Consider the following 26,529-nt stretch of genomic DNA (forward strand, 5'->3'; position numbering starts at 1 on the left):
TGCGATCAGGCCGTCTTATCCTTCGACAAACCTACGCGAAGGTCGGTCGCCTGGTAAATGATCTCGCCATCCGCCTTCAGCCAGCCGTCGGCGGTCCCCAGCACGAGACGGCCGCGCATGACCCGCTTGAAGTCAATGCCATACTCCAGAAGCTTGGTGTGCGGGCGAACCATACCCTTGAACTTCACCTCACCGGTGGAGAGCGCCATGCCGCGGCCTTCCTCGCCCAGCCAGCCGAGGAAAAAGCCGGTCAGCTGCCACATGCCATCGAGTCCGAGGCAGCCGGGCATGATCGGATTACCCTGGAAGTGGCACGGAAAATACCAGTCGTCTGGGTGAACGTCGTATTCCGCCCGAATGTAACCCTTGTCGAACGCGCCGCCTGTCTCGGAGATGTCGGTGATGCGATGAACCATCAACATCGGCGGCAGGGGCAGTTGCGCATTGCCGGGGCCGAAAAGCTCGCCACGACCGCAGGACAGGATTTCTTCGTAATTGTAGCTGGATTGTCTCGGTTTCATTCTTCTTCGTCGTCCCCAGGCTTGCGCGAATGTTGGACCCATAGAGCAAGATAGGGACAAAATGAAGTCCCACAATGGCCGCTACCCGCCATCAGACAGCCCCGCCCTCGCCTCAAGCCGTATATTTCAGCCGTCGCCATACAGGAAGCATCGCGGGGCGGCCAGAGTCAATCGGCGGAAAATCCCGTATTCCCGGCGTTCTTGCGCCGTGCGCGTGCACTGAAGTATTGAAAGCCCCACGCTTAGAAGTTATATCGCTAGCCGAGAAGACCCGTACGCGAGTAGAACCGGAGAGCATCTCCATGATGGCAGAACGCCTCAAGGAAACGGAAGCGAGACTGCGTCGCTCTGGGCTTCGTCCCACGCGTCAGCGCATCGCGCTGGCGAGCCTGCTCTTCGCCAAGGGTGATCGTCACCTGACGGTCGAGGAACTGCATGAAGAAGCCCTTGCGGCAGACGTTCCCGTGTCTCTCGCGACCGTCTACAACACGTTGCACCAGTTCACGGAAGCCGGCCTCATCCGCGTTCTCGCCGTCGAAAGCGCCAAGACGTATTTCGACACCAACATCTCGGACCACCATCACTTTTTCGTCGAAGGCGAGAACGAGGTTCTCGACATACCGGTGAGCAATATCGTGATCGACAATCTCCCGGAGCCTCCCGAGGGTTTGGAGATCAGTCACGTCGACGTGGTCATTCGCCTGCGTCAAAAAGGCGCGTAGTCAGCGAACAGCCGCCCTTACCTCAACACGTCCTCCGGCGACCTGCCAGGCCGCGGTTTGTAGCGTGGAAATGCCCAGCCGAAACGCAGGGCACCTCCGCGAATTGCAAAAGCCGTGAGAGCCCCAGCGCCGGACGCCACGACGACCGGCGCTCCGAAGACAGTCGCACCTGTAAATACGCAGGCGCCGGCCAGGCCTGCTGTGACGTAGATTTCAGGACGAAGCAGAACCGAGGGCTCGCCCGCGATGATGTCGCGCAAGATGCCGCCGGCGGCAGCGGTCAAAGTGCCGGTGACGATCGCGACCGTCGGCGAGCCTGAGGCCGCGAGGCCTTTGGCTGCCCCCATGACGCAATAGGCCGAAAGCCCCACGGCATCGAGCCAGATCAGTAGTCGGTAGCGCGATTCGAAAAGGTGCGCGGTGAAGAACACCAAGGCACCCATCGATACACAGACGAGAATGTACCCCGGATCGATCACCCAGAAGACCGGAAGGCTGCCGAGCACGACGTCCCGCAGTGTGCCTCCCCCGATGCCGGTCACGGCCGCGAGGAACAGGAATCCGATCACATCGAGTTCCTTGCGCGATGCCGACAATGCACCGGTCGCGGCGAAGACGGCCACACCTGCGTAGTCGAGAAAGCCGAGCAACGTCATCCAAATCCTTTCTGGGTCTCACCTCAAGTCAGGGCGGCGCAAGCCTAGAACATCATCATACCGGCTCATCAGCCTTCCACTCGTTCGGACGATTGCCGTGAAACGATTGCTGCTTGCCCTCCTGCAAACTGCGCTTCTGCTTAGCCTGCCTTTTGCTGCCACCGCCCAGCAGAGTCTCGTCAGCGATCCCGAGATCTACGAGAAAGACCACTTTCGTTCACAATGCAAGGTCGCCGAATTTGACGAGAGCTTCATCCGGCGTCTGGACATCAACAACGACGGCATCATCGATGCAATCTCCGACCACGGTGCTTACACCTGTGACGATGAACGTGGGCCCGCCTGCAACGAGGACGGCTGCCCCCATAATTTCTACGTCCAGGTCAAGGAGGGCGGCTACCTGCTGATCGCGACGGCGCAGATCTATGGCTACGACTTCGTCAAACGGTTCGGAAACATGGTCTTTGTCTTGAGAATGCATCCGCGTTTCTGCGAGAGAACCGACAGCGCACCCTGCGAAATGACCGTTCGCGTCCGCGGCACGAAGTTCGTGACGATCAGCAAGAAATAGGCTCGTGAGGCTCTCACGGCAACAGCGACGCCGTTCGTCCCGTCAGATAGTAGGCGAGAAGGCCGATCCACTCGCGCATGGCGGTGGCCGTCTGCTGGGCGTTGAGTGTCGGCTGCGTAAGATCGAGCCGCAGTGTGGCGTTTCCGCTCGTTCGGTAGTCGGTGGGCCACGGCGTCAGGTCGATGCCCGCCTTGCGGAACAATGCCAGGGACCGCGGCATGTGAAAGGCAGAAGTGATTAGCAGGCACCGCGGCGACGCAGGGTCCACGAGCAACCGACTGCTGTTGATGACGTTTTCGAAGGTCGTTCGCGATGCTGCCTCGCTTGTCAGTCGATCTGCGCTGATTCCAAATTGAGTGAAAAACCGCCGTGCGGCGGCAGCGTCCCCCTCGTAGGTACCGCTAAAGGAGCCATCGCCTCCGGACACCAGGATACGCGACTGGGGGAACTTCAACGCCAGACGCAGCGCTTCGACGAAGCGATCGGCGGCCTGGTTGAGATCGGTGCCACCCCGGATGGTCGTCACCTCGGTTTCGAAGGCGCCACCCAGAACGACCATGCAGCCGACCTGCGCTGGATCCTGCTCCGGTCGCTGCACATGTGCTTCGAGCCTCTGCAACGCCACAGTTCCAGCGGAGGTGTAGAGGGTAACGAAGAGAATCGTCAGGGCAGTGCCGAGGAAAAGGAACGCCACGCGCTGCCGACGGGCCGCCGTGCAGGCAGTGCCGAGAAGACCGGCAAGGAAGGCGAGCGACAGTGGCTGCGCGACGATCCAGAAGAGCTTCGAAAACAAAAACATCGATCTGTTACCCGTGCGGTGTTGGCAAGACGCAAATACAGGAAACGCTCAATAAGCCTCGCTCAAGATAGCAAAGCGAAAATAGCCTGAATAAAGCGATTCACATATGAAAGCAGCGATCCGGAGATTCGATGCGCTTCGCAATAGACATTCTCGATGAAGCTGGAAACAATCGGATCTATGTCGGGGTCCCGCTCGGCATCGACGAAGGCAAACTGCGCGTCCAGCTGAAGGATCGCGAGGCCCGGTTCGACGTGGCACGCATCACCGACTGGTGCCAGATCGACAGAGGTCAAAGCGATGGCCGAGGAGAGCTCCTCGGTTAACAGGCGAAAAACATAACATCTGCGTTTTACCGTTTCCCTGCTGCCTCGCCCCGGTCGGCACCGAGGAGGAGTGCGCGGCGGCGATGCGCCTCGGAGGCATAGAAAGCGTGTCCGAGACCGCGAAAATACTCGTGCGAGAGGTAAAGGGCCGCTGCCCGGAGTTACGGGAGCTCAATCAGCGATCCGATAATCGATGCCAATTCTTCCGCTATATTAGGTAGAGAATAGAATTTGGTGGAGCTAAGCGGGATCGAACCGCTGACCTCTTGCATGCCATGCAAGCGCTCTCCCAGCTGAGCTATAGCCCCATCAAGGGTCCGGCATCTGCCGGTTCCGGGAACCTTTCGGGCGTCTCTGCCCGGCGGGTGGCGGCTTATTACTTCCGGATTCGGAAGATGGCAAGCCGAAAAGTGATCGGCCCGGAAACTTTTCTCTCCGGGCCGGCAAAGCCTGATCAGACGTCGTCGTCGTCGCCGGCGACACCGATGATGCCAGTCATGTCCTCGTCGTCGTCGTCCTCGTCTGCCTCGAGGAAGGTGTCGTCGTCATCGTCACCGAGTTCGACGTCGTCGTCGCCGAGATCCGGCAGATCATCGCCGGCACCGGCGTCATCGCCGTCTTCGAGCGAGACCAGTTCGACATCCGTATTCTCGGTATCGACTTCCGCGACTTCCTCTTCCTCAGCCTTCTCCATGATCGAGGCAACCGAGGTTTCTTCGAAATACGACAACGGCCAGGATTTGCCGGTGTAAGGTGACACGATCGGATCCTTGTTCAGATCGTAGAATTTCTTGCCGGTGTCGGGGCAAGTGCGCTTAGTTCCGAGTTCTGCTTTCGCCACTGTCAAAGCCTCTTGAATTCCTGAAGAATAACGGCGTTCGTCGCCAATCCGGCATTCAACCGGTCAAACTGTTAGCCGGTCCCCATAATCGTTGCAATCTCTCCTGTCAAAGGCAATCTTCGCCCGCAGGTTTCCTGCATTTTCACGCGGCAGGGATGACCGATCGAGCCATATATGGTAACGACCCGCCGTTTCGCCAGTTCCGCCGCCGAACGCGTGGCATGCGTCACTCGGGCGCGACAGCCGAATAGCCGCAAACGACACCCGGGATAGAAGCCGTCTTCCCTGATTCTATTCATCTGATGAGGAATAAGAGCGCGAGAATTGAGGCGCTCGAAAGTGAAACCCTATGAGCGCTTCCTTCACCATAGCCATCGACGGTCCGGCCGCTGCCGGCAAGGGAACGCTTTCCCGCCTGATCGCCTCTCACTACGGCTTCCACCATCTGGATACGGGCCTCACCTATCGCGCGACGGCAAAGGCGCTTCTCGACGCCGGACTGCCTTTGGACGACGAGGGCATTGCGGAAACGATCGCACGCCGTCTCGACCTTTCCGGTCTTGATCGGGCAACCCTCGCCCGACACGAGATCGGCGAAGCCGCCTCCAGGATTGCAGTCATGCCGGCCGTTCGCCGTGCGCTCGTCGAGGCCCAACGGCGCTTTGCGGCCAAATTGCCCGGCACCGTGCTCGACGGGCGGGACATCGGCACCGTCGTCTGCCCGAACGCACCGGTGAAACTCTACGTCACGGCCTCGCCCGAGGTGCGTGCCAAGCGCCGCTTTGACGAGATCATAGCCGGCGGAGGCTCGGCGGTCTTCGACGACGTTTTCGCCGATGTAAGGAAGCGCGACGATCGCGACATGGGACGCGCCGACAGCCCGCTGCGGCCCGCCGCGGATGCGCACTTGCTTGACACCTCAGAAATGAGTATAGAAGCGGCGTTTCAGGCCGCCAGGGACATCGTTGACGATGCCCTGACGCAAGAACAGAGATCTGGAAGCCGGTAAGCCGGCCCCATATATAACGGAATTAGCCGACATCGACGTCCCCGCGCCGGATAGCCCCAAGAGGGCGGACGAGATGTATGGCAAGTGCAACGCTAACCCCCCGGCGCAGACCCGTGCCCCAATGCGGCACGATTAGGAGATTTCATGTCTGTTTCTACCCCCACGCGGGAGGACTTTGCCGCCCTCCTCGAAGAATCCTTTGCCAAGACCGATCTTGCCGAAGGCTATGTTGCCAAGGGCATCATCACGGCAATCGAGAAGGACGTCGCGATCGTCGACGTCGGTCTGAAGGTCGAAGGTCGCGTTCCGCTCAAGGAATTCGGCGCACGGGCCAAGGACGGCTCGCTGAAGGTCGGCGACGAAGTCGAAGTTTACGTCGAGCGCATTGAAAACGCTCTCGGTGAAGCCGTTCTCTCGCGCGAAAAGGCTCGCCGCGAAGAAAGCTGGGTCAAGCTCGAAGCCAAGTTCGAAGCCGGCGAACGCGTCGAAGGCGTCATCTTCAACCAGGTCAAGGGTGGCTTCACCGTCGATCTGGACGGAGCTGTCGCGTTCCTGCCGCGCTCGCAGGTCGACATCCGCCCGATCCGCGACGTTACCCCGCTGATGCACAACCCGCAGCCCTTCGAAATCCTCAAGATGGACAAGCGCCGCGGCAACATCGTCGTTTCGCGCCGTACGGTTCTGGAAGAGTCGCGTGCCGAGCAGCGTTCTGAAATCGTTCAGAACCTCGAAGAAGGTCAGGTTGTCGACGGCGTCGTCAAGAACATCACCGACTACGGTGCGTTCGTCGACCTCGGCGGCATCGACGGCCTGCTGCACGTCACCGACATGGCCTGGCGCCGCGTCAACCATCCGTCGGAGATCCTGTCCATCGGCCAGCAGGTCAAGGTTCAGATCATCCGCATCAACCAGGAAACCCATCGTATCTCGCTCGGCATGAAGCAGCTCGAGGCGGATCCGTGGGACGGCATTGCCGCCAAGTATCCGGTCGGCAAGAAGATCACCGGAACCGTCACGAACATCACCGACTACGGTGCGTTCGTCGAGCTGGAACCGGGCATCGAAGGCCTCATCCACATCTCCGAAATGTCCTGGACCAAGAAGAACGTTCACCCCGGCAAGATCCTGTCCACGAGCCAGGAAGTCGACGTTGTCGTTCTCGAAGTCGATCCGTCCAAGCGCCGTATCTCGCTCGGCCTCAAGCAGACGCTGGAAAACCCGTGGCAGGCCTTTGCCTACAGCCACCCGGCCGGCACCGAAGTTGAGGGCGAAGTCAAGAACAAGACCGAGTTCGGCCTGTTCATCGGCCTCGAAGGCGACGTCGACGGCATGGTTCACCTCTCCGACCTCGACTGGAACCGTCCGGGCGAACAGGTCATCGAAGAGTACAACAAGGGTGACGTCGTCAAGGCTGTCGTTCTCGACGTCGACGTCGAGAAGGAACGCATCTCGCTCGGGATCAAGCAGCTCGGCCGCGACTCGGTCGGCGAAGCTGCCGCTTCCGGCGACCTGCGCAAGAACGCCGTCGTTTCCTGCGAAGTCATCGGCATCAACGATGGCGGTATCGAAGTGAAGCTCGTCAACCACGAGGACATCACTTCCTTCATCCGTCGTGCCGATCTCTCCCGCGACCGCGACGAACAGCGTCCGGAGCGTTTCTCGGTTGGTCAGGTTGTCGACGCTCGCGTCACCAACTTCTCCAAGAAGGATCGCAAGGTCATGCTGTCGATCAAGGCTCTCGAGATCGCAGAAGAAAAGGAAGCCGTCGCTCAGTTCGGTTCGTCCGACTCCGGCGCTTCGCTCGGCGACATCCTGGGCGCCGCGCTCAAGAACCGCGGCAACGCCGAATAAGCGCCCGCGATTTCAGAAGAACGATACCCGCCGGTCGAAAGACCGGCGGTTTTCTTTTGCCTAATTGCGGAAAGCCGCCCTTTCAGGTCAGCGTCGACATGGTGAGGTAATGCGTCAGTACCGTTTCGTTGCCGAGAGCTGACGCCGGATCGGCAATTGCTTCGTCGCCGACTTCTTCATCGACGTCGTCCTCACGGTTTTCCTCCGATCCGGTGGCCTCCCCTGAGCCAGGCTGGTCTTCCGACTCGTCGTCGCCAAGGCGGTCATCGTCCCCGTCCTGTTCGCCGCCTTGGCGCCGTTTCGCCTCTTGTTCCGAAAAGAGCGCATCATCCTCGAAGAGGGAGTAGCCGAAGAAGGGAAAGGCTGGATTATCGCGCAGGAACGTTGCAGCGGGCAATCGCCCCTCCGTCGAGCCCGCAGGCGGTGTTGGCACGTCGCCCGACAATATCGATTGCGACCGGACTTCTCTTGATTCATCCCCGCCGGTTTCCTCACTGAGCGATGGCACCGGCACAGATGTTGCCGCCTTATGATCCCGCACCTCCGCGGCAAGCGACGTGCGATTTGGCATTTCTGCGAGCCCAGCCGCCGCCTGCTCTTCATGCTCCGGCATGTGGCTGAGCAGGCGCGCAAGGGCGATGGCGTCGGGGAGCTCCTGTGGTCCTGCCGGCAGGGAGGAAAGCCTCGTGTTGACACCTGGACGCAAGACACCGTCCCTGCCTTCTGGATTGGGTCCTTGCGGTGACCTGTTCCACATGACGGGAGAAGATGTGCTCTCGGTCTCGGCCAACGCAGATCGCGTTCCCCAGGCGGTCGTGCGCATCCCGCTATGATCGCGTTGCACCGAGCGGTCGCGGACATTGCCATCGGCGGCGTCGGGAACGGAACGCTCGCTGGGATACTGGCCGTGTGTGGCCTCAGTTCGCTCGCTGTCTGCTTGCGGCAACGACAGTTGTCGGCTGGCCGAAGCAGCCGATGACGCCCTCGACGACGGGCGATCGGACAAGACTGATCCGTTTTCGCTCGCCGGGCCCGGCCGCTCCTCACGCGCTGACCTACCCTCGACGTTCCCGGCCGACCGTGCAGCGGCCGTGGCTCCCCGCACTTGTTCCGCTCCCTGCGGGAGCATTGCCTTGGCAGCAGCCGTCCCGTCTGCCTTATCTATCTTGGCTCCGGACCCTTCCGGCGAATCGGAGATCAGCGGTGATACTTGCCGTGGGTCGGATGCTGGCGCCAGCCGAGTGGACAAAGGTGTCTGGTCGCCGTTCTGCCTGTACGACGAGATCACGCGTCCCGCCACCGGATCGGGATCGTTCCCTCGGCTCGCTTCGAGGGCCATCGCTGTTCTCGCAGCCTCCAGGCCTGCGGGGTTTCGCAGGGCGGAAAGGACCATCTCCAAACGAAGCCCCTTGACCAGTTGTGCGAGCTGACTCCCCAAGATGCTTCGTTCCTCCTTCGGCATTCTGCTGATCGCCTGGAGAAGGCGGCCGACAAAGCTGCCATCGCTCTCGCTCTCGCCGCGATGAAGGCCGAGCTTTTCCCCGAGTCGTTCGGCAAGCCCAGCGAGGTTACCCGCAACGCGCTCTTGGGCCGAAAGGACGAGGATTGCCAGTCGTCCCTCGATCGACGGGCTCCTCCGGGAGATTGACGGCGCGCCGAGCTCCGCCGAAGTCGAAGGAGACGTCATCATCCGGCTTGCCTCGCTTCTGCTCACTGGAACGGGAGCATCGGCCACGGAAGAGTGTTTCGCGGTTACGGCGGACAACATGGGCGCTCGTCTCGCATCAAAAGCATCGGGAACAAGAGGTATCGCGCCGCTCATGCGGGCGGATGGCTTTGCACGAGGTGAAGGACGTCTCGTGCCCAAATAAGGTATCCATCAGGTCGACAGGATTTTAGCAAATTTCCGTTAACGAAGTGTTAGCCATGAATCGGGGCCATGGGGCTTGTATCATTCGGCGTTACGGGCGACTCTTCGTAAGGTCACGCCACCGAGGAGAGGAAGTATGGCTCTGCGTCCGCCCCCTCTTGCAACGTCGGCGCTAGGCGGCGACACACCGCTTAGTGCCCTCGAATATGAGATGATGTCTGAAAAGGCGGATGCCTTGGCCCGTGCGGGATTGAAGGTGGAGAAAGCGCTGGCGGCCCTCAGAGCGTGCCCGCCCATTACGGAAAATGCCGCCGAGCGCGAGAGCCTCCTCAATGAGGCCGCCGACCTCGTCTGGTCATTTCTTGTCCAGAGGGAAATCTGCGGCTTTCGCAGCCAGGCGGACGCGATCAAGCGCTATGGCATCCCGCGCGAGGTGATGATCCGGTTGGGTGCCGTGAACAGGCCCACGGAATGAAAGCGGACCTCCGTCAGCCTCTCCGGCACACCGTTGAGTTCGGCTAGCGATGCGGTTTTCGCAAACCGCAAATCAGCTGTGCGCGAAAATATCCGTTTCTTCCCATCCGAGAAGATCAAGTTTGGCGCGCGTCGGCAGGAACTCAAAGCAAGCCTTGGCATGCTCCATCCGGCCGTCGCGGATCAGACGTGCGGTGAGCCTGTCGCGCAGCGCGTGGAGATAGAGTACATCCGAAGCGGCATAGTCGAGTTGCGCGGGCGAGAGCATTTCGGCCGCCCAATCGGACGATTGCTGCGCCTTGGAAATGTCGATCTCGAGCATTTCCTTCAGATTGTCCTTCAGTCCGTGTCGATCGGTATAGGTCCGCGACAGTCGCGAGGCGATCTTCGTGCAAAAGACCGGCGTGGTCGTGACGCCGAAAGTATGGAAGAGAACAGCGATGTCGAAGCGGCCGAAGTGAAAGATCTTCTGCCGTTCGGAATCGGCAAGCATGGCAACGAGGTTCGGCGCCTCAGCTTGACCGGCCGCGATACGAATAATGTCCGCCGTGCCGTCGCCGGGCGAAAGCTGGACGACACAAAGGCGGTCGCGCCTCGGCACAAGTCCGAGCGTTTCAGTGTCGATCGCGATCGCTCCCGTGTAGCGGCCAGCGTCGGCTGCGGATATGTCACCTTCGTGATAGCGAATCGTCGGGGCCATCCATGTCTCCAGCGTGAGCGGTTGTCGTTCGGCTGCCTATAGCCGAAACCGCGTTGTCGCTCTACCGGTTTCGTGACGTCACGACTGCGATCGTGTCGGGCGGCTGACCGGACCTTCTTCGGTGAGCTCGACATAGGCAAGCGTCTGGTCGAGATGGCCGGCACGCAGGGCAAGAAGCTTCTCGGCATAGCGCAACCGCACCGCAATGTACGCCGACTCCTCCGCAACGTTTCGGAGTTCCATCGGGTCCTTCGCGAGATCGAAGAGCAGCGGCGGCAAGCCGGCGAAGTGCACATACTTGAATGCCTCGTCGCGGATGACGGCAAGGTTGCAGCGATTTGAGGGTAGACCGAAATAGTCCTCGGCCACGCCTGTAGCAACCTCGCGGAAATCGAACTCCCAGAAGGCGGCATCGCGCCAGCCGGAAGGTTCCGAGCCCTCGACAAACGGCAGCAGCGACGCCCCGTCCTGATGATTGCGCGGCTCCACGCCGAGGCGTTCGCACAGGGTGGGCATGATATCGGCAGCGGACGTAAAGGCATCGACCTGCCGCCCATCCGCGGTTGTCGCCGGATCACGGATAACGAGCGGAATGTGATAACTCCCATCATGGAAACCACCCTTTCCGAGAAGCCAGTGGTCGCCCATCATCTCGCCGTGGTCGGAGGTAAAGATAACGATCGTTTCGTCCCAGCGGCCACTTTCACGCAGGGCGGAAAATATCCTCCCGAGTTGGGCGTCGACCTCCGCGATCATGCCGAAATAGACCGCCCGGATGACGTCGAAGTCCCGTTCGTTCCAGTCAGAGACGGCTCCCGAAGCGCCGTATACGAAACTCGATTTTCCGAGAAACCGGTGACCATAGGCGAGCAACGGGTGAACCGCCTGTTCGTCCTCGCGCACCCCCGCCCGTGCGTAGGCCGGACCGCTGCCGGGTGCGTACATGGTGTTGTACGGCGCGGGAACGCAAAAGGGTGGATGCGGCCTGAGAAATGACACGTGCGCGAACCACGGCGCGTCCTGTTGCTCCATCCACCGCAGGAAACTCTCTGTCAGGAATGCAGTCTGAGTCTCATCGGCGCTGTAGTCGGGCACCTCATTGTTTGCTGTGCCGCTCGCCACATCTCCTGTTCGGTGGACATCGCGGGTGAAGGCCGCCCTGTGCCCCCTGCTGCGCAGCCAGGTCAGCCAGTGCTTTTCGTTCTCGAGCAGGATCTGGCCGGTCGTAAAGCCCGGCAGGATACCCTCGTATGTCGTCAGGTGCGGATCATTCGGGTGAAGCGTTCTGGGGTCGGGCGAGACGTCGGTGTAACCGAAGAGCGTCGGATCGTAACCTGCGCGCCGTGCAGCCAGGGCAATGTTGTCGAAACGAGCGTCCAGCGGCGAGCCATTGCGGCAAACGCGATGATTCATCTGGTAAAGACCGGTGTAGATGGAAGCCCTTGCCGGAGAACAGGGGGCAGCGCCGGCATAATGTCGCCGGAACAGAACACCCTCCGCAGCCAATCGGTCGACATTCGGCGTTCGCACCGCCGGGTGTCCGACAGCCGAAAGGCAGTCGCCCCGCCACTGGTCGGCGGTCACAAGCAGAATATTGGGTTTCATGCGGCAAGGACTCCCGAACCTGTTTTGAAGCCGGTGGCTCGCCCGGCACAATCGTCTTGATCGTCGCAGGTGGCAAATGGAAAACACCGGCGGCGCGCGTTGCCTACGGGTGCTGGCATCATTCAGCCATGCGTCTTTGACAGACAAACCGCGCCTCCTCTGCCCGTTTTCTCCCCAGATCAGCCACATATGTCGTTCGACATCGCGTCTTTCCGGTGCGGTGTGACGCTGGAGATTCCTCGAGCACGGAAAGCCATGCATCTATCACACTGCTGCATTGCAGCAATTGCGCTGTTCATCCAAAGCGGTACGGATATATTTCAAATCATCGAAGCGACGCACTCCTCCTCCCAGCGTCGTTAGATAGGATCGGCAATACTCCTCCTCCTCCCAATTGCCGATCAAGTTTAAGAGCCCAGCGCACCTCCTCCCGCGCTGGGCTCTTTTCATTTCATCAGCCCGATCGACCTGCTGACGCGCCGCTCCCAAAGATACTTCTTGTCTATCCGGCAGTGAGCTGCAGGAACTTGCGGACAGTTGAGCGCGTTCGCCGCCCGACCTATAAGGCAATAGGATCATGTGACGATTGCAGGAGGACGGGAGCAGCATGGCTGTAAAATTCGGAACGAGCGGGCTCCGCGGGCTTTCGACGCAACTCGTGGGAAGCGTGTCCGCACTTTACGCCACTGCCTTTGCACGGTTCCTCATGGAGTCGAACCATCTGCCCGACGGCGGCGTTGTCGTCGTAGCCCGCGACTTTCGCGAATCGAGCCCGGAGATCGCGGCGACCGTGATGGCGGCAATTCGACGAGCTGGCCTTGTACCTGTCGATTGCGGCTGGATACCGACGCCGGCGCTTGCCCTTTACGCGCAAAAGATCAGTGCGGCGGGGCTCATGATCACCGGCTCGCACATTCCCGCCGACCGCAACGGCATCAAGTTCTATCGGCCGGACGGCGAAATCGACAAGGACGACGAAGCGACCATCACTCGCCTTGCGGCAGAGCTCGCGAATGACCAAACCGCCAACCGCGTCGAGAAGGGGACTGGCGAAAACCAGGAAGCCGAAGCGACGGAACTGTTTGTCGACCGCAATCTCTCCATACTGCCGGCTGACACCCTTAAAGGCCTGCGGATCGGCGTCTATGAGCACAGCAGCGTCGCCCGTGACATGATGACGAACGTTTTCAAGCAGTACGGCGCCACTGTCGTTTCGCTCGGACGTTCCGAAACCTTCATCCCGGTCGATACAGAAGCAGTCTCCGCCGAGACGGAAGCCCTGCTGCGGAAATGGTCTGCCGAACACAAGCTCGACGCGATCGTCTCAACCGACGGTGACGGCGACCGTCCGCTAGTCGCGGACGAAGCCGGGAGCCCTCTTCGTGGTGACCTCCTCGGGCTTGTTGCGGCACGTTACCTCCACGCAACGACGGTCGTGACACCTGTTACATCCAATTCCGGCATCGAGTCGATCGGCGGTTTCGAGGTGATTCGGACACGCGTCGGCTCTCCTTTCGTGATTGCCGCGATGAACGGTGCGCTGGCTCGTGGCGACAAGGGTGTGGTCGGTTTCGAGGCCAACGGCGGCACGATGCTCGGTTCTGCCTTTGACATTGATGGGCGTGACATCGCTGCGTTGCCGACCCGCGACAGCTTCCTTCCAGCGCTGGCCGTTCTCGGTTCTGCCGTCGCGAAGGGATACTCGCTGTCGCAGCTTTCCGGCAGCTACAACCTTCCGGTTGCTCTCAGCGATCGGATCGAGAATTTCGCCGTAGAGCGGAGTGCCTCCCTGATGAGACACCTGAGGCATTCGAAGGATGGACTTCCAGATTTCCTCGCTCCAATCGGCAAGGTGCGATCGTCGACCGACATCGACGGGCTTCGCGTTACACTCGACGATGGACGCGTGATCCATTTTCGCCCATCGGGGAACGCGCCGGAGATGCGCTGCTATGTCGAGGCGCAGGCAGCCGAGGCGGCGCAGGAACTGCTCCGACAGGGGCTCGATGCCATAAGGAGCTGGCAATCGACGACGTGATGCCGGTCGGCCTGCGGCCGGGTCTGCAAGATGATGCAGAGCTATCCTACTGGCCTTAGGGGGATCCGCGTCCTATCTAATATTACGCGATGAAACCGGAAGACCTCCTCTGCCCGAGCCCTGCGGGCCTATATAGCCCGATCGGCGACTTTTATGTCGACCCCGTTCGTCCAGTCGCTCGTGCTTTGATCACCCATGGCCATTCGGATCACGCTCGAGCGGGACATGGAGCCGTTCTCGCCACGCGCCAGACGCTTGACATCATGCGGCTACGCTATGGGCCCGGCTTCTGCGGCAGCGAGCAGCCAACCGAGATCGGCAAGGAGATCGAGCTCAACGACGTCCGGGTCGGTTTCCATCCCGCCGGCCACGTTCTCGGTTCGGCGCAGATCGCTCTCGAATACCACGGCATGCGCATCGTGGTGTCCGGTGACTACAAGCGCCGTCCGGATCCGACCTGCTCACCCTTCGAACCACTTCGCTGTGATGTGTTCATCACGGAAGCGACGTTCGGCCTGCCGGTCTTCAATCATCCTGATCCGAATGCCGAGATCGCCAGGCTGTTGACCTCGCTCGAGCAGTTCCCGGACCGCACTCATCTGGTCGGCGCCTATGCGCTCGGCAAGGCGCAGCGCCTCATCGCCCTCCTCCGGGCCGAAGGCTATCAACGGCCAATCTTCATTCATGGCGCGCTGGGGCAACTCTGTGACTACTATGCGAGCGAGGGCGTCGAGCTGGGCGATCTGCGACCGGCGACTGCAGAGTCGAAGGATCCGGCAGCTTTCCGCGGCGAGGTGGTGATCGGGCCACCGTCATCGTTTAACGAACGCTGGGCACGCCGCTTCTCCGACCCTCTCGCAGTCTTTGCGTCAGGCTGGATGATGGTCCGCCAACGAGCCAAACAGCGCGGCGTGGAATTACCTCTGGTAATATCCGATCACGCCGACTGGCGGGAACTGACCGCGACGATCCAGGAGATCGCGCCGAGCCAGGTCTGGGTGACCCACGGCCGCGAGGAAGCACTGGTGCGCTGGTGCGAGCTCGCGGGAATCGCGGCGCAGCCATTGCATATGGTCGGATACGAAGACGAGGGCGACTGATCGATGAAAGCGTTCGCCGACCTGCTCGACCGGCTCGTCTTCACACCTAGCCGCACCGCCAAGCTGACGCTGCTCGTCGACTATTTTCGCACGAGCCCGGATCCTGATCGCGGTTACGCCCTTGCCGCCCTCGCAGGAACGCTGGAGCTCAGTTCCGTAAAGCCAATGATGCTGCGGGATCTGGTGCTCGAACGCATGGACGAGACTCTCTTCCGCTATTCCTACGATTATGTCGGCGACCTCGCGGAAACGATCGCGCTGGTATGGGAAGGCGGCCCCGATGACAGACCGCAGCCAAGGCTGGGCGAGGTCGTGCGACTGATGCAATCGCTCGGTCGGACGGAGGTACGAAAGGCGGTCCGCGACTTGCTGGACCGTCTGGACACGTCGAGCCGTTTCGCCTTCCTGAAACTCGTCACCGGTGGCCTGCGAATCGGCGTTTCCGCGAGACTGGCGAAGCAGGCCCTGGCAGACATGGCAGGCAAGGACATCGCCGAGATCGAAACGCTCTGGCATGGACTGGCGCCACCCTATGAAAGCCTGTTTGCGTGGCTCGAAGGCCGGCAAGAGCGGCCTGTGCTCGCGACGCCCGCCATCTTTCATTCGGTTATGCTCGCAAATCCCGTCGGGGAGGGCGACCTCGACACGCTTGACCCTTCCGATTTTGCAGCTGAATGGAAATGGGATGGAATTCGCGTTCAGCTTTCGCATTTCGGTGGGCAGAGAAGGCTCTATTCCCGCTCCGGCGACGACATATCGGCCGCCTTTCCGGACGTGGTCGACGCAGCCATCTTCGAAGGGGTCGTCGATGGCGAGCTTCTGGTGGGTGGCACGTCTCGTTCCGGAGAGCCGACGCGGACGTTCTCTGATCTTCAACAGCGGTTGAATCGCAAGAGCGTTTCGTCCCGTCTGCTACAGGATTATCCCGCCTTCCTGCGCGCTTACGATGTACTGTTCGAAGGGCAGGAAGACGTGCGTGGCGAGGCGTTCGTCGCCCGGCGCGAGCGACTGACGCGCCTGATCGAGCAAGCGCCGGAGGAGCGTTTCGACCTTTCGCCGTTCGTGCCCTTCTCCAACTGGGAGGAGCTCGAAACGCTCCGACGCAATCCTCCGGATCCCGTCATCGAGGGCGTCATGCTCAAGCGACGCGAGAGCACCTATCAGGCGGGACGGGCCAAAGGTCCATGGTTCAAATGGAAACGAGACCCGCTGAATGTCGATGCCGTGCTGATGTATGCACAACGGGGCCACGGCAAACGCTCCAGCTATTATTCAGACTTTACCTTCGGCGTGTGGACGGAAGGTGAGGACGGGGACATGTTGGTCCCTGTGGGAAAGGCCTATTTCGGCTTCACCGACGCCGAGCTCGAGACTCTCGACCGTTACGTCCGACAAAATACCGTCGACCGATTCGGACCCGTGCGCGCACTGCGTGCCGAGCCGGACCACGGCTTCGTCGTCGAGGTTGCCTTCGAGGGGATCAATCGCTCGACACGGCATAAATCAGGTGTCGCCATGCGATTCCCGCGTATCGCGCGACTGCGTACCGACAAGCTGCCGCGCGACGCCGACCGCCTGCAAACGCTTCTGGGCCTAATCGCCTGATGCTGACAACACCGCTTCGAGAAGGCAGAAGCAAGGCCCGAAGCAGCAGAAACTCGGTTGCACTCGGACCGACATAAGTGCATTTTCGTCTTTGCCGCGCTTCACGAAAGAAACGAAAGATAAGCGAAATGTACCTCACCGGGCGACAGGCCGAGATTGTAGAGCTTGCAAAGGCCAATGGGCGTGTACTCGTCGAGGAACTGGCACTACGTTTTTCGGTAACGCCGCAGACAATCCGAAAAGACCTGAACGACCTTTGCGACGCGCGCGTTCTGTCACGTATCCACGGGGGAGCGACGCTTCCCTCCGGCACCGTCAACATGAAGTACGAGGCCCGCCGACAAATCGCCGCTCAGGAGAAACAGGCGATCGGTGTCGCGGCGGCGAAGCTCATCTCCAACAACGCCTCGCTGTTCATCAATATCGGAACGACGACGGAGGCCGTGGGAGAGGCTCTCGCAGGCCATCAGGAATTGATGGTCATTACCAATAATATCAATGTAGCCAACAAATTGCGACTTCTTCCGGCAATCGAGGTCGTCATTGCCGGTGGCGTCGTCCGCGCTTCCGACGGCGGCATCGTTGGCGAAGCGGCTGTCGATTTCATCCGGCAGTTCAAGGTCGACTACGCAGTCATCGGCGCCTCGGCCATTGATGCCGACGGCGCTCTTCTCGACTATGACTTTCGCGAAGTGAAGGTCGCGCAAGCGATCATCGCCAACGCAAGGCATGTCATTCTGGTGGCGGATTCGACGAAGTTCGAGCGGACTGCACCCGTCCGTATCGGCCACCTCTCACAGGTCCATACCTTCATAACCGACCACTGCCCGCTCGAATCCATTCGACGAATTTGCGTAGAGAACGATGTCGAGCTGATCGAAGCACCCAGTTCGGCCGACGCCTGATAAGGCGCGCAAACTTTCGTTTGACATTCGATTTATTTTCAACTTAATTATTTTGCGTTTTCGCAATTGCGCGGAATTTGTGCGATGCGCAAAATTCGGGGAAAACGGTGGTCCAAGGACTTTACGACATCTTCGTCATCGGCGGCGGCATCAACGGATGCGGAATAGCGCGCGACGCAGCCGGGCGAGGATACTCGGTTGCGCTGGCGGAAATGAACGATTTTGCGTCGGGCACCTCCTCCGGCTCGACGAAACTGATCCATGGCGGACTGCGCTACCTCGAATACTATGAGTTCCGCTTGGTCCGGGAAGCGCTCATGGAGCGCGAGGTCCTTTGGGCCATGGCACCTCATATCATCTGGCCGTTGCGCTTCGTGCTCCCCTTCCAGAAAGGCGGCATCCGTCCGGCCTGGCTGATCCGGCTCGGCCTTTTCATCTACGACCACCTCGGCGGACGGAAGCTCCTGCCAGCAACAACGACGCTCGATCTGCGGCGGGACCCCGCCGGCAAGCCCTTGAAGCCTCTGTTTGGCAAGGCATTCGAGTATTCAGACGGATGGGTGGACGACGCCCGCATGGTCGTTCTCAATGCCCGTGACGCTGCCGATCGTGGCGCGCGCATTTTCAGCCGTTCCCGCGTCGTCTCCGCCCGCCGGGAAGCGGACTGCTGGGCGATTGCGATCGAAGATCGCCAGACCGGCGCCGTCAACACCGTCAGAGCCCGCATGCTCATCAATGCGACTGGTCCGTGGGTAGACAGGGTTCTTTCAGAGGCGATGGCGAACAAGCGGGTGCACAACGTCCGTCTTGTTCAGGGAAGCCACATCGTGGTCAGGAAGAAGTTCGATGACCCGCGCGCCTATTTCTTCCAGAATCCCGACAATCGCATTATTTTCGCGATCCCTTACGAACGCGATTTCACATTGATCGGCACGACCGACCATGACTATACGGGCGATCCGCGCGACGCGAAGATAACGCCGGAAGAGGTCAACTACCTGTGTTCAGCGGCGAGTGAATATTTCGCCGAGCCGATCCGGAGCGAGGATATCGTCTGGGCATATTCGGCGGTTCGTCCGCTTTACGACGATGGTGCAAGCAAGGCGCAGGAAGCAACCCGGGATTATGTCCTGAAGGTCGAAGGGGGCGCGGGCGAGGTCCCACTGCTCAACGTCTTCGGCGGCAAGCTTACGACCTACCGGCGGCTTGCCGAACATGCTGTCGAGAAGATCGGCGAGAAGATCGGCGTCAAGGGAACGCCCTGGACCGCTCACAGCCACCTTCCGGGCGGCGACTTTCCTCCGACCGGCTACGCCGCGGAGGTACGCAAGCTCAGGGAACGTTATGCGTTTATCGATGAGCGTCACGCGGAACGGCTCGTCCGTTCTTACGGCACCCGCGCGCACGATCTGCTTGGTAGCGCTGCGACCCCGGCGGCTCTCGGGCGGCATTTCGGCCATGACCTCTACGAGTGTGAAGTCCGCTGGTTGATGATACAGGAATGGGCCCGGACATCCGACGATGTCTTGTGGCGGAGGACGAAGCTGGGGCTCAGGCTCTCGCAGGAAGAAGCGAAGAATTTGGAGGAGTACATGGCTGCCGTTCCGGCACAATTAGCCGGATAGGACGCATGTGGTCCCGTCGATGAGGAGGCACGGGAACCGTAATGCTCGAATTGCGGAATGCCGCGAAGATGGTCGGCGGGGAATTTCACATTCACCCGACCGATCTTGTTCTTGAACGGGGTACGCTGAACGTCCTCTTGGGGCCGACGCTCTCGGGCAAGACGTCATTGATGCGCCTGATGGCAGGGCTGGACAAACCGACGAGCGGCACGATTTTCTTCGACGGTGCCGAGGTGACTGGCGTGCGCGTCCAGAACCGTAATGTCGCAATGGTGTACCAGCAGTTCATCAACTATCCTGCGCTCACCGTGTACGAGAACATTGCATCGCCGATGCGCATCGCCGGCAACGACGCTGCAACGGTCGACCGTGAAGTGCGGCGCGCGGCCGAGCTCTTGAAGCTCACACCATATCTCGACCGCACGCCCCTCAATCTTTCCGGCGGGCAGCAGCAACGCACGGCGCTTGCGCGTGCGATCGTCAAGAACGCCAGTCTCGTTCTTCTCGACGAACCGCTTGCCAACCTGGATTACAAGTTGCGTGAGGAACTTCGCGAGGAGCTTCCGCGCATCTTCGCCGAATCGGGTGCGATTTTCGTATACGCAACCACGGAGCCTTCGGAGGCCTTGCTCCTCGGCGGGAACACGGCGACCCTCAGCGAAGGTCGTATCACCCAGTTCGGCCGCACCATAGACGTCTATCGCAAGCCGAATGACCTCGTCACGGCCCGGACCTTCGCCGATCCGCCGCTCAATACGCTTGCGGTTATAAAGTCAGGGGGCATGTTCCGCGTCGACGATGCAGAGGCGGTTCCGGTTCCGGCGCATCTCTCGGCGATCACCGACGGTCCCATGACCATCGCCTTCCAGCCGCATCAACTTTCGTTCAAGGAATCGCCCATGGCGGTGCCCCTTTCCGCCCGGACGCAGATTTCCGAAATCGCCGGCTCCGAGAGCTTCATCCACGTCGGCTTCATGGGCGCCAGATGGGTCGCACTGATGCACGGCATTTACGACATCGATCCCGATCAGCCGGTCGAGCTGCATCTCGACACCCGCCACCTGATGGCCTTTGCGCCAGACGGCAGGGCTATTGGCCCTGCCGGCACGGCAGCCTGAGGAGAGCGCATATGGCAAAGATCTCTCTCGAGCATATCCGCCACGCTTACGGCCCGACGCCGAAGTCCGAAAAGGATTACGCGCTGAAGGAAGTTCATCATGAGTGGAACGACGGCGGCGCCTATGCCCTGCTCGGCCCTTCCGGTTGCGGCAAGACGACGTTGCTCAACATCATCTCCGGGCTTCTCAGGCCGTCCGAGGGGCGCATTCTTTTCGATGGACTCGACGTCACCAATCTTTCGACGCAGCGCCGCAACATCGCGCAGGTCTTCCAGTTCCCGGTCATCTACGACACGATGACCGTTTACGACAACCTCGCCTTCCCGCTCCGCAACCGGCACGTGCCCGAAGCCGAAGTCGACAGCCGCGTTCGCGAGATCCTCGAGATGATCGACCTGACCGGCTGGGCCAAGCGAACGGCGCGCGGTCTTACCGCCGACCAGAAGCAAAAAATCTCTCTCGGGCGCGGCCTTGTACGCAACGACGTCAACGCGATTCTCTTCGACGAGCCGCTGACCGTCATCGATCCGCATATGAAATGGGTCTTGCGCTCGCAGCTGAAGCGCCTCCACAAGCAGTTCGGCTTCACCATGGTTTACGTGACGCACGACCAGACGGAGGCTCTCACCTTCGCGGACAAGGTCGTCGTCATGTATGAAGGCGAAATCGTCCAGATCGGAACGCCCGTCGAGCTGTTCGAACGGCCGAGCCACACCTTCGTCGGCTACTTCATCGGCTCCCCCGGCATGAATTTGCTACCGGCAAAGGTAGCGGGCAATGCGGTCACCGTCGGCGATCAGACGATCACGCTTGCCGCGGCTCCGAACGTCGGCTCGGCCAACAAGGTCGAACTCGGCATCCGTCCGGAGTTCGTGCGCCTTGGGCGTGAAGGCATGCCAGTCAACCTCGTCAAGGTCGAGGATATAGGACGTCAGAAGATCGTTCGTGCCCGGTTCGAAGGCCACTCGGTGGCGATCGTCGTTCCGGAGGACAGCGAGATACCCGCGGAAGCGCGCGTCACCTTCGAGCCCACGAAAATAAACATGTACGCCGATTCCTGGCGCATCGGCATGGGGGGCTGAACAATGCAGAAGACGTGGAACAACAAAGCCTGGTTCCTTGTTCTGCCCGTGCTTGTGCTGGTCGCCTTCTCCGCCGTCATTCCCCTGATGACCGTGGTCAACTACTCGGTGCAGGATACGTTCGGGAACAACGAATTCTTCTGGGCCGGTACCGACTGGTTCATGGAGATGTTGCATTCCGACCGCTTCTGGAATGCGCTCGGCCGCAACCTGATCTTCTCCATCGTGATCCTCGCGATAGAAGTGCCGCTCGGCATCCTGATCGCGCTCAATATGCCGAAGAAGGGGCTGGGCGTGCCCGTCTGCCTCGTTCTGATGGCTTTGCCGCTTCTCATTCCGTGGAATGTGGTCGGCACGATCTGGCAGGTCTTCGGCCGCGTCGACATCGGCTTTCTCGGCCATTATCTGACGGTCCTCGGCATCGATTACAATTACACGCAGGACCCGGTCGACGCCTGGGTGACCGTGATCGTCATGGATGTCTGGCACTGGACGAGCCTCGTCGTGCTGTTGTGCTATGCCGGCCTCGTCTCCATTCCAGACGCCTATTATCAGGCTGCCAAGATCGACGGCGCCTCGCGTTTTTCGGTGTTCCGCTACATCCAGCTGCCGAAGATGAAGCGCGTCCTGCTGATCGCCGTGCTGCTGCGCTTCATGGACTCGTTCATGATCTACACGGAGCCCTTCGTCGTCACCGGCGGCGGCCCCGGCAACTCCACAACCTTCCTGTCGATCGACCTGGTCAAGATGGCTGTCGGCCAGTTCGACCTTGGCCCGGCGGCGGCCATGTCGATCATCTACTTCCTGATCATCCTGCTCATGTCATGGGTCTTCTACACCGTCATGACCAGCCACGACGCGCAGAACTAGGGGGAGACGATAACATGAGCACTGCAACTCGCCGCACCAATCTCTCCTGGATCATCCCGACGCTCTACATCGTCTTCCTGCTCCTGCCGATCTACTGGCTGGTCAACATGAGCTTAAAGACCAACAGCGAGATCCTCGGCGCCTTTGCCCTGTGGCCGCAGAACCCGACCCTCCGCAACTATATGGTCATCTTCACCGATCCCTCCTGGTACAACGGCTATATCAACTCGATCATCTATGTGGTGATGAACACGGTGATCTCGGTGGTGGCGGCATTGCCGGCGGCCTATGCCTTCTCGCGCTATCGCTTTCTCGGCGACAAGCACCTGTTTTTCTGGCTGCTGACCAACCGCATGGCGCCGCCGGCAGTGTTCGCGCTACCCTTCTTCCAGCTCTATTCCGCCTTTGGCCTGATCGACACACATATTGCCGTGGCGCTCGCGCACTGCCTGTTCAACGTGCCGCTGGCGGTCTGGATTCTCGAAGGATTCATGTCGGGCGTGCCGAAGGAAATCGACGAGACGGCCTATATCGACGGCTATTCCTTCCCGCGCTTCTTCGTGAAGATCTTCATGCCGCTGATCGCTTCCGGCATCGGTGTCGCCGCCTTCTTCTGCTTCATGTTCTCCTGGGTCGAACTGCTGATCGCCCGCACGCTGACGACGACCGACGCCAAGCCGATCGCCGCGACCATGACCCGCACGGTCTCGGCCTCGGGCATGGACTGGGGCGTGCTGGCGGCTGCCGGTGTGCTGACCATCATTCCGGGCGCGCTCGTCATCTATTTCGTCCGCAACTACATCGCCAAGGGCTTTGCCCTGGGCCGCGTCTAAGGAAGGGAGGCTCAAGATGGACTTCTCATGGATGGCATGGACGCTGCCGACGGCGCTGTTCTTCATCGGCATCTTCACGCTGATCGCCTGTATGGCGGTCTGGGAATACTTCTCGCCGGGCGGTAATCCGCGCATCGGCGTCCTGCGGTTCGAAACGACGCGAGGTGACCGCCTGTTCATCTCGCTGCTCGGATCCGCCTTCATTCACCTTGCATGGCTGGGACTGGGAGGTCCCAACCTGTGGTGGGCTCTCGCCTTGTCGGTGGTCTACGCGATCGGCGTATTCCGCTTCGTCTGAGGCTAGAAAAACGGATGGCGGGTCGCGCCGCCATCCCGGACTGCGAAGAGACTGCAATCGCAACCTTTGGGAGGAAAAACATGCGAAAGCACCTTTTGACGACGACGGCAGCCATGCTGCTGGCGATGACCGGTTCGGCCTTTGCCGGCATGGACGAGGCCAAACAGTTCCTGCACAAGGAAATTGGTGACATGTCGGCGCTGTCGCGCGCCGACCAGGAAAAGGAAATGCAGTGGTTCATCGACGCTGCAAAGCCCTTTGCCGGCATGGATATCAAGGTGGTGTCGGAAACCATCACCACCCATGAATACGAATCCAAGGTGCTGGCACCCGCGTTTACCGCGATCACCGGCATCAAGATCACCCACGACCTGATCGGCGAAGGCGACGTCGTCGAAAAGCTGCAGACGCAGATGCAGTCGGGCGAAAACGTCTACGACGCCTATGTCAATGACTCCGACCTCATCGGTACCCATTGGCGTTACCAGCAGGCCCGCTCGCTCACCAAGTGGATGGCCAACGAAGGCAAGGACGTCACCAATCCCGGCCTCGACCTCAACGACTTCATCGGCCTGAAGTTCACCACCGCTCCGGACGGCGACCTCTACCAGCTGCCCGACCAGCAGTTCGCCAACCTCTACTGGTTCCGTTACGACTGGTTCAACGACGAGAAGAACAAGGCCGACTTCAAGGCCAAGTACGGCTATGACCTCGGCGTTCCGGTCAACTGGTCCGCTTACGAAGACATCGCCGAGTTCTTCACCGGCCGCGAGATCGATGGCAAGAAGGTCTATGGCCACATGGACTACGGCAAGAAGGACCCGTCGCTCGGTTGGCGCTTCACCGATGCCTGGCTCTCCATGGCTGGCAATGGCGACAAGGGCCTGCCGAACGGTCTTCCGGTCGATGAATGGGGCATCAAGGTCGACGAGAACTCGCGTCCGGTCGGCTCGTGCGTCGCCCGCGGCGGCGATACCAACGGCCCGGCCTCGGTCTACGGCATCCAGAAGTACCTCGACTGGCTGAAGGCCTATGCTCCCGCCTCAGCACAGGGCATGACCTTCTCGGAGTCCGGCCCGGTCCCGGCGCAGGGTGAGATTGCCCAGCAGATGTTCATGTACACGGCCTTCACCGCGGACATGGTCAAGGAAGGGCTGCCGGTCATGAACGAGGACGGCACGCCGAAGTGGCGCTTCGCTCCGAGCCCGCATGGCGTTTACTGGAAGGATGGCATGAAGCTCGGCTATCAGGACGTCGGTTCCTGGACGCTGCTGAAGTCCACCCCGGACGATCGCGCCAAGGCGGCCTGGCTCTATGCCCAGTTCGTCACCTCGAAGACCGTGGACGTGAAGAAGAGCCATGTCGGTTTGACGCTGACCCGTGAAAGCTCGATCAACCACCAGTCCTTCACCGAGCGCGCTCCGAAGCTCGGCGGTCTGATCGAGTTCTACCGCTCACCGGCCCGCGTCCAGTGGTCGCCGACCGGCACCAACGTTCCGGACTATCCGAAGCTGGCCCAACTGTGGTGGCAGGCGATCGGCGACGCATCCTCGGGTGCGAAGTCGGCGCAGGAAGCCATGGACTCGCTCTGCGCCGAGCAGGAAAAGGTCATGCAGCGCCTGGAACGCGCAGGCGTTCAGGGTGACATCGGCCCGAAGCTGGCCGAGGAGCACAACCTCGAATACTGGAACAAGGACGCCGTGGCCAAGGGCAACCTCGCGCCGCAGCTGAAGATCGAAAACGAGAAGGAAAAGCCGTTGACGGTCAACTACGACGAGCTGGTCAAGAGCTGGCAGAAGTAATCGGAACCGTTGTATGGGGCACTGCCTCGTGATCGACGACAAGGGCCGCCGGTGAGTAAAAGCACCGGCGGTTTTTGCGTCCTCAAAGGGAGCTGGTACGATCCTGCAGCCATTGCCGAGATGCTGCCCGATCCGGAGGCCACATGAGAATGAAATCAGTTCCGATGCTTGCCGTGGCCGCTCTCGTCACAGGTTCCCCAGGTGCCGCTGCCGAATGGCAGCACTATGTCAACGCCCGTTTCGGGACGAGTGCCGACATACCGGCGGTCTTTGTCGGGGTATCGCCTCCGGACAATGGTGACGGCCAGCAATTTACGAGTTCCGACGGCGGAAGCGTGACGATCTTCGGCGGCCTGAATCCGATGGGCAGTTCCCTCGCCGAATACCGCCGCTTCCTCACAGGCGTGCTGAAAGAGGACGGCTGGACGCTGAGTTATATGACCGAAGGACGGACCTGGTTTGTCCTTTCCGGCACGCGCGACGGCGAGCTACTCTATCGTCGGGTCGAGCATCGGGCGAGCTGCCGGGCGGATCTCTTGCACCACATCGAATTCCGTTATCCCTCAGACCGTGCGGCGGCCTGGTCGCCGATCGTCGAACGAGGAGCGACAACGTTGGACGGTCCTTGCGGGTAGCGTCTTGACCTCTGTCAGTGTGTTCGTGCGTGGACTTGTGCTAATATATTTTAATTGGCTCCAGGAGGATCGCGCAATGACCCGAGAGAGAATATCCGCCGCAGCCTTGATCCTCACGATTGTCGTTCCGCTCTGCGCCGTCACCTCCGAGCAGGCGTTCGCGCAGGATTACAGCCGAATGAGTTGTGACGAGCTCTGGTACGAGAGGAATGCCATTTACGCCGCCAAGGGATACTGTTTCAAGACAGACCGCGCGCGCAGCGTCTTCGGCCGGGGATGTTTCCCACCCTTCGGCAAACTCACACGCAGTGAAACGCGGCGTGTCAACCTCATAGAGCAGTGGGAACGCTATTACGGCTGCCGCTGATCACGAAGGCGTCGATTCACGCAGCTCCTCTCTCGCCTTTCCACGTGGTGTCCCGCTTCCCGGCCGACAGGTCGCGCCGGCGAGAACTCAGCCTTTCGCACACCGTGATCAGAGCGGGCCCGGCCTGATGACTAGAGCCCGAATTTCCCTCCAGTTTTCGGGAGAGTGTTGGATTTCTTTGAAGTGCTCCCCGAATTCGGGCCAGCGGGAGCGGGAATTTTCCGGGGTTAAGCTCATGTCGGCGGGGTGCCGATGAATCGTCTCTGTTCATCCCCGTGCATGCGGGGAGCATGATTGGGAGGGCCG

The 26,529-nt window shown here is 60.6% G+C and carries 26 protein-coding genes and 1 tRNA gene; 19 read left to right on the forward strand and 8 right to left on the reverse strand.

The features are described from left to right. Nucleotides 1-5: 5 nt before the first annotated feature. Nucleotides 6-521 (reverse strand): 3-hydroxyacyl-[acyl-carrier-protein] dehydratase FabA, encoded by a 516-nt coding sequence (fabA, locus tag ACM6UT_RS07195; protein WP_129333057.1) that lies wholly within the window; start codon nt 519-521, stop codon nt 6-8. A 302-nt stretch (nt 522-823) separates the two neighbouring features. On the opposite strand from fabA, the gene irrA reads away from it, so the two are divergent. Beyond that, nucleotides 824-1,243 carry an iron response transcriptional regulator IrrA gene (irrA, locus tag ACM6UT_RS07200; protein WP_129333055.1) on the forward strand — a complete coding sequence of 140 codons (420 nt, stop codon included), beginning with the start codon at nt 824-826 and terminating at the stop codon, nt 1,241-1,243. A gap of 17 nt (nt 1,244-1,260) precedes the next feature. Here the strand turns inward: irrA and ACM6UT_RS07205 are convergent, their stop codons facing one another. Then, nucleotides 1,261-1,899 (reverse strand): trimeric intracellular cation channel family protein, encoded by a 639-nt coding sequence (locus ACM6UT_RS07205; protein WP_416796653.1) that lies wholly within the window; start codon nt 1,897-1,899, stop codon nt 1,261-1,263. 97 nt (nt 1,900-1,996) lie between these two features. On the opposite strand from ACM6UT_RS07205, the gene ACM6UT_RS07210 reads away from it, so the two are divergent. Then, on the forward strand, nt 1,997-2,470 hold the full coding sequence (locus tag ACM6UT_RS07210; protein ID WP_416796654.1) for a hypothetical protein: 474 nt from the start codon (nt 1,997-1,999) through the stop codon (nt 2,468-2,470). A 13-nt stretch (nt 2,471-2,483) separates the two neighbouring features. Here the strand turns inward: ACM6UT_RS07210 and ACM6UT_RS07215 are convergent, their stop codons facing one another. Next, nucleotides 2,484-3,269 carry a YdcF family protein gene (locus tag ACM6UT_RS07215; protein ID WP_416796655.1) on the reverse strand — a complete coding sequence of 262 codons (786 nt, stop codon included), beginning with the start codon at nt 3,267-3,269 and terminating at the stop codon, nt 2,484-2,486. A gap of 131 nt (nt 3,270-3,400) precedes the next feature. Between ACM6UT_RS07215 and ACM6UT_RS07220 the strand changes: the two genes are divergently transcribed. Then, nucleotides 3,401-3,595, forward strand: a complete 195-nt coding sequence (locus tag ACM6UT_RS07220) for a hypothetical protein (protein WP_416796656.1) — start codon at nt 3,401-3,403, stop codon at nt 3,593-3,595. Nucleotides 3,596-3,827: 232 nt separating this feature from the next. Here the strand turns inward: ACM6UT_RS07220 and ACM6UT_RS07225 are convergent. Together ACM6UT_RS07225 and ACM6UT_RS07230 are read right to left on the reverse strand one after the other, a co-directional pair. Then, nucleotides 3,828-3,903 (reverse strand) — tRNA-Ala (locus ACM6UT_RS07225). A 146-nt stretch (nt 3,904-4,049) separates the two neighbouring features. Continuing rightward, on the reverse strand, nt 4,050-4,436 hold the full coding sequence (locus ACM6UT_RS07230; RefSeq protein ID WP_129333046.1) for a TIGR02300 family protein: 387 nt from the start codon (nt 4,434-4,436) through the stop codon (nt 4,050-4,052). Between the two features lie 349 nt (nt 4,437-4,785). Between ACM6UT_RS07230 and cmk the strand changes: the two genes are divergently transcribed. Further along, nucleotides 4,786-5,445, forward strand: coding sequence for a (d)CMP kinase (gene cmk / locus ACM6UT_RS07235; protein WP_416796657.1), 660 nt, complete (start codon nt 4,786-4,788; stop codon nt 5,443-5,445). A gap of 144 nt (nt 5,446-5,589) precedes the next feature. After that, nucleotides 5,590-7,296 (forward strand): 30S ribosomal protein S1, encoded by a 1,707-nt coding sequence (gene rpsA, locus ACM6UT_RS07240; protein ID WP_112686158.1) that lies wholly within the window; start codon nt 5,590-5,592, stop codon nt 7,294-7,296. Between the two features lie 82 nt (nt 7,297-7,378). Here rpsA and ACM6UT_RS07245 read toward each other — a convergent pair whose 3' ends face one another. Continuing rightward, a complete protein-coding gene (locus ACM6UT_RS07245) occupies nt 7,379-8,986 on the reverse strand; it encodes a hypothetical protein (protein WP_416796658.1) in 1,608 nt (535 codons plus the stop codon). A gap of 316 nt (nt 8,987-9,302) precedes the next feature. Between ACM6UT_RS07245 and ACM6UT_RS07250 the strand changes: the two genes are divergently transcribed. Further along, entirely contained in the window at nt 9,303-9,641 is a 339-nt protein-coding gene (locus ACM6UT_RS07250) for a DUF6665 family protein (RefSeq protein ID WP_416796659.1), read from the forward strand. Nucleotides 9,642-9,713: 72 nt separating this feature from the next. Here ACM6UT_RS07250 and ACM6UT_RS07255 read toward each other — a convergent pair whose 3' ends face one another. Then, a complete protein-coding gene (locus tag ACM6UT_RS07255; protein ID WP_416796660.1) occupies nt 9,714-10,340 on the reverse strand; it encodes a ribonuclease D in 627 nt (208 codons plus the stop codon). Nucleotides 10,341-10,418: 78 nt separating this feature from the next. Next, entirely contained in the window at nt 10,419-11,945 is a 1,527-nt protein-coding gene (locus ACM6UT_RS07260; protein ID WP_416796661.1) for an alkaline phosphatase family protein, read from the reverse strand. 607 nt (nt 11,946-12,552) lie between these two features. On the opposite strand from ACM6UT_RS07260, the gene ACM6UT_RS07265 reads away from it, so the two are divergent. The 13 genes from ACM6UT_RS07265 (at nt 12,553) to ACM6UT_RS07325 (ending at nt 26,223) form a co-directional block, all read left to right on the forward strand. Next, nucleotides 12,553-13,983 (forward strand): phosphomannomutase, encoded by a 1,431-nt coding sequence (locus ACM6UT_RS07265; protein ID WP_416796662.1) that lies wholly within the window; start codon nt 12,553-12,555, stop codon nt 13,981-13,983. Between the two features lie 89 nt (nt 13,984-14,072). Next, complete coding sequence (locus ACM6UT_RS07270; RefSeq protein ID WP_416796663.1) at nt 14,073-15,083, forward strand: ligase-associated DNA damage response exonuclease; 1,011 nt, start codon at nt 14,073-14,075, stop codon at nt 15,081-15,083. 3 nt (nt 15,084-15,086) lie between these two features. Beyond that, the gene (locus tag ACM6UT_RS07275) at nt 15,087-16,688 is read left to right on the forward strand and encodes a cisplatin damage response ATP-dependent DNA ligase (protein WP_416796664.1); all 1,602 of its coding nucleotides are present in this window, start codon (nt 15,087-15,089) and stop codon (nt 16,686-16,688) included. A 128-nt stretch (nt 16,689-16,816) separates the two neighbouring features. Next, nucleotides 16,817-17,593 carry a DeoR/GlpR family DNA-binding transcription regulator gene (locus ACM6UT_RS07280; protein ID WP_416796665.1) on the forward strand — a complete coding sequence of 259 codons (777 nt, stop codon included), beginning with the start codon at nt 16,817-16,819 and terminating at the stop codon, nt 17,591-17,593. 107 nt (nt 17,594-17,700) lie between these two features. After that, complete coding sequence (gene glpD / locus ACM6UT_RS07285; RefSeq protein WP_416796666.1) at nt 17,701-19,218, forward strand: glycerol-3-phosphate dehydrogenase; 1,518 nt, start codon at nt 17,701-17,703, stop codon at nt 19,216-19,218. Between the two features lie 41 nt (nt 19,219-19,259). After that, the gene (locus ACM6UT_RS07290; RefSeq protein WP_416796667.1) at nt 19,260-20,336 is read left to right on the forward strand and encodes an ABC transporter ATP-binding protein; all 1,077 of its coding nucleotides are present in this window, start codon (nt 19,260-19,262) and stop codon (nt 20,334-20,336) included. Between the two features lie 11 nt (nt 20,337-20,347). After that, the gene (locus ACM6UT_RS07295; protein ID WP_416796668.1) at nt 20,348-21,418 is read left to right on the forward strand and encodes an ABC transporter ATP-binding protein; all 1,071 of its coding nucleotides are present in this window, start codon (nt 20,348-20,350) and stop codon (nt 21,416-21,418) included. A gap of 3 nt (nt 21,419-21,421) precedes the next feature. Further along, entirely contained in the window at nt 21,422-22,288 is an 867-nt protein-coding gene (locus ACM6UT_RS07300; RefSeq protein WP_416796669.1) for a carbohydrate ABC transporter permease, read from the forward strand. Between the two features lie 14 nt (nt 22,289-22,302). Continuing rightward, entirely contained in the window at nt 22,303-23,121 is an 819-nt protein-coding gene (locus ACM6UT_RS07305; RefSeq protein WP_416796670.1) for a carbohydrate ABC transporter permease, read from the forward strand. A 16-nt stretch (nt 23,122-23,137) separates the two neighbouring features. Further along, nucleotides 23,138-23,419, forward strand: a complete 282-nt coding sequence (locus ACM6UT_RS07310) for a DUF2160 domain-containing protein (RefSeq protein WP_115668935.1) — start codon at nt 23,138-23,140, stop codon at nt 23,417-23,419. 80 nt (nt 23,420-23,499) lie between these two features. After that, the gene (locus ACM6UT_RS07315) at nt 23,500-25,221 is read left to right on the forward strand and encodes an ABC transporter substrate-binding protein (protein ID WP_416796671.1); all 1,722 of its coding nucleotides are present in this window, start codon (nt 23,500-23,502) and stop codon (nt 25,219-25,221) included. Nucleotides 25,222-25,364: 143 nt separating this feature from the next. Next, nucleotides 25,365-25,856 (forward strand): hypothetical protein, encoded by a 492-nt coding sequence (locus ACM6UT_RS07320; protein ID WP_416796672.1) that lies wholly within the window; start codon nt 25,365-25,367, stop codon nt 25,854-25,856. Between the two features lie 76 nt (nt 25,857-25,932). Then, on the forward strand, nt 25,933-26,223 hold the full coding sequence (locus ACM6UT_RS07325; protein WP_416796673.1) for a YARHG domain-containing protein: 291 nt from the start codon (nt 25,933-25,935) through the stop codon (nt 26,221-26,223). The last annotated feature ends 306 nt before the right edge of the window (nt 26,224-26,529 follow it).

The organism is Ciceribacter azotifigens (assembly GCF_048159625.1).
Lineage (GTDB): Bacteria > Pseudomonadota > Alphaproteobacteria > Rhizobiales > Rhizobiaceae > Allorhizobium > Allorhizobium azotifigens.